Source organism: Kineococcus glutinatus, assembly GCF_039542765.1.
Lineage (GTDB): Bacteria > Actinomycetota > Actinomycetes > Actinomycetales > Kineococcaceae > Kineococcus_A > Kineococcus_A glutinatus.
In genome coordinates, this window is record NZ_BAABIL010000769.1 from 1 (window position 1) to 3,157 (window position 3,157).

At 77.2% G+C, this 3,157-nt stretch carries 3 protein-coding genes, 2 pseudogenes and 1 riboswitch; all 5 genes and pseudogenes read right to left on the bottom strand.

All coding sequences use genetic code 11. The annotated features are described in order from the left end of the window. Nucleotides 1-127: 127 nt before the first annotated feature. Nucleotides 128-613 carry a 6,7-dimethyl-8-ribityllumazine synthase gene (ribH, locus tag ABEB16_RS21185; RefSeq protein WP_345714161.1) on the bottom strand — a complete coding sequence of 162 codons (486 nt, stop codon included), beginning with the start codon at nucleotides 611-613 and terminating at the stop codon, nucleotides 128-130. Nucleotides 614-648: 35 nt separating this feature from the next. Continuing rightward, a pseudogene (ribB, locus tag ABEB16_RS21190) lies at nucleotides 649-1,236 on the bottom strand (3,4-dihydroxy-2-butanone-4-phosphate synthase); the annotation flags it as partial. 80 nt (nucleotides 1,237-1,316) lie between these two features. Next, the gene (gene pnuC / locus ABEB16_RS21195; RefSeq protein WP_345714163.1) at nucleotides 1,317-2,018 is read right to left on the bottom strand and encodes a nicotinamide riboside transporter PnuC; all 702 of its coding nucleotides are present in this window, start codon (nucleotides 2,016-2,018) and stop codon (nucleotides 1,317-1,319) included. Beyond that, entirely contained in the window at nucleotides 2,015-2,671 is a 657-nt protein-coding gene (locus ABEB16_RS21200; protein ID WP_345714164.1) for a riboflavin synthase, read from the bottom strand. Before ABEB16_RS21200 ends, pnuC begins: the two co-directional genes overlap by 4 nt. A gap of 137 nt (nucleotides 2,672-2,808) precedes the next feature. Then, nucleotides 2,809-2,935, bottom strand: a riboswitch (FMN riboswitch). A gap of 86 nt (nucleotides 2,936-3,021) precedes the next feature. Then, nucleotides 3,022-3,157 (bottom strand): annotated as a pseudogene (locus tag ABEB16_RS21205) (ribulose-phosphate 3-epimerase); the annotation flags it as partial.

The window sequence follows — 3,157 nt, forward strand, 5'->3', positions numbered from 1 at the left end:
GGCGGCGCAGCTGCGCGGCGGTGGGCGCCACGACGACGGGGGGCAGCGGGCGGGGGGCGCTCGTCACCGGCGCGACGCTACCCCCCGCGGTCCGCGCCGGCCGTCCCCGCCCCGGCCGGCGCGGTCCTCAGCCCTGCCGGGGCGCGACCTCGCGCAGCACCACGGCCGTCTCCAGCGCGGACAGGACGGCCTCGCGGCCCTTGTCCTCGCGCGAGCCGCGCAGCCCCGCCCGGTGCAGGCCCTGGGACTCGTTGTCCACGGTGAGCACCCCGAAGCCCACGGGGATCCCCGTGCCGACGGCCACGTCGGTCAGGCCCAGGGTGGCCGCTTCGCAGACGTAGTCGAAGTGCGGGGTGCCGCCGCGGATGACGACGCCGAGGGCGACGAGGGCGTCGTAGCCGCCGGTGCGCGCCAGGCGGGCCGCGGCCACCGGCAGCTCGAAGGAGCCGGCCACCCGCACGAGGGTGACGTCGGCGACGCCCGCCTCGGCGAGGGCGCGCTGGGCGCCCTCCAGCAACCCGGCCATGATCTCCCCGTGCCAGCGGGCGGCGATCAGCCCCACCCGCAGGCCGCTGCCGTCGACCTGCAGCTCCGGACTGCCGTCCCCGCTCATCGCGCACCTCCCGCTCGCGCCCCGCTCCCCGCCGACGCGGCGAGGTGAGCGACGAGTTCATCGATAGTCACGAAGGGTAGCGAGAAGCGCCGGGCGAGGTCGTGCAGCTGCGGGCGGCGGGCCATCGAACCGTCGTCGGCGACCACCTCGGCGATGACGGCCACCGGCTGCAGCCCCGCCAGGCGGCACAGGTCCACCGAGGCCTCCGTGTGCCCCGGGCGCTCCAGCACCCCGCCGGGGCGGGCGCGCAGCGGGAAGACGTGCCCCGGGCGCACCAGGTCCTCCGGCCGGCTCGCCGGGTCCGCCAGCACGGTGAACGTGCGGGCCCGGTCGGCGGCGGAGATGCCGGTGCCCACCCCCGCGGCCGCGTCGGCGGTGACGGTGTAGTCCGTGCGCAGCGAATCCTCGTTGCGCTCCACCATCGGGGGCAGCGCCAGGGCCGCGGCGCGCTCGGCGGGCATGGGGGCGCACAGCATCCCCGAGGTGTGCCGCACGGTCCAGCCGACCCACCCCGGGGTGGCCAGCTCGGCGGCGAGCACGACGTCGCCCTCGTCCTCGCGGTCGGCGGCGTCGGAGACGATCACCGGCCGCCCGGCGCGCAGCGCCTCGAGCGCGGCGCCGATGCGGTCCCCGGTCAGCGCCGCGGCGCGCGGCACCACCGGGGTGGACGGCACCAGCGGGGTGGGCGGAACCAGCGGCGCGCTCACCCGACGGCCTCCATGCCCGGGGTGCCCACACCCGGCGGGAGGACCCGGCGCTGGGTGCGCCACCACAGCACGAAGCCGACCAGGCAGAAGACGCCGTAGAAGGCGTACATCAGGGCCGAGGGGTAGAAGCCGCCGCGCAGCAGCAGCGGCACCCCGACGAGGTCCACGGCGATCCAGATGAGCCAGAAGTCCACCCACCCCTTCGCCATGCCGTAGGTCGCCAGCAGCGAGCCGGTGAACGTCCAGGCGTCCGCCCACACCGGCGGCCACGACCCCAGCGCCTCGAACAGCGGGGTGAGCACCGCGGTCAGGCCCACCGCCACCACGACGACGCCCGCGCGCTCGCGCCAGGTCGCCCAGCGGGGCACCACGCCCGTGCCCGCCGCCGCGGTGCCCGCCGCCGCGGCCCGGGTCCGCCGCCACTGCACCCACCCGTACACCGACACCGCGGCGAACATCACCTGCCGCCCGGCCTGCCCCAGCAGGTCGGTGCCCTGCGGGGTGGAGAACACCGAGCCGAGGAACACGGTCAGGAGCAGGACGTTGCCGACGATGCCCACCGGCCACGCCCACACCCGCCGGCGCATGCCCCCGAGGGCGGAGGCCAGGCCGAAGGCGTTGCCCACCACCTCGCGCAGCGCGATGCCCGTGGCCCCGACGGGCAGGGTGTACTCGTACAGCCAGGCGATCCAGCTCACGCGGTCACCGCCGCGGTGCCGGCGCCGGCGACCGTGCCGGCGGCGGTGCCGGCGACGGTGAGGCGCTCGACGTACTTCGCGAGCACGTCGACCTCCAGGTTCACCGCGTCCCCCACCCGGCGGCGGCCCAGCGTGGTGCCGGTGAGCGTGGCGGGGATCAGGGAGACGGTGAACGAGGGCCCGGCGGGCCCCTCGTCCTCGACGTCGACCACGGTCAGGGACACCCCGTCGACGGTGATCGAGCCCTTCACCACCACGTAGCGGGCCAGCTGCGCCGGCAGGCCGACGCGCACGACCTCCCACGCCTGCCCCGGCACCCGCTCCAGCACGGTGCCGGTGCCGTCGACGTGGCCCTGCACGACGTGCCCGCCGAAGCGGCCGCCCACCGCCACGGGCCGCTCCAGGTTCACCGCCCGCCCGGCCACCACGTCCCGCAGCGCGCTGCGGTGCAGGGTCTCGGCCATGACGTCGACGGTGAAGGTGGCGGCGTCGGGCCGGCCGACCACGGTGAGGCAGACGCCGTCGACGGCGATCGACGCACCGTGCACGGCGTCCGACGTCACGACCGGCCCCCGCACCGCCAGGCGCGCGCAATCGCGGCCCCACTCCACGGCGACGACCTCGCCGACCTCCTCGACGATCCCGGTGAACACGCTCGCTGCACCCCTCTCCGGTTCGCACGGGCGGTCCGGGGACGAGGGGGGCGAGGGGGGCGCGGCAGCGCCAGCCCCTCGACGCACGCGTGGACGACCGGGAACGGCGCAGCGCGCGTCCCGGCGTCCACGACGCCGCGCGCTGCCTCCCATCCGGACTTTCACCGTCGGTCCCGGAGTTCCACCGGGTCAACCACCCGCACAGCGGGTGGGTCGCGGACTGTCACCGCCGGTTCGGAATTGCACCGACCCCGGAGCACGCTCGTCGTGGTTCTGCTGCGGTCAGTGTGCCACGCCGCCACGGGCCGCGGCAGACCCGCCGCCGCTCACGCCGCCGCGAGCCGCCCGGCTCAGCCGCAGGCCGCGCCCGCGCGCGCCCGCAGCTCCTCCACCGCCGCCGCGGCGTCCTCGGCGCCGTAGACGGCGGAGCCGGCGACGAAGACGTCGGCGCCGGCCTCCGCGGCCCGCTCGATCGTGGCCGCCGAG

Bases quoted from the DNA above. Each gene is read 5' to 3' on its own strand.
- ribH (WP_345714161.1), bottom strand. From the start codon at position 613: ATGAGCGGGGACGGCAGTCCGGAGCTGCAGGTCGACGGCAGCGGCCTG.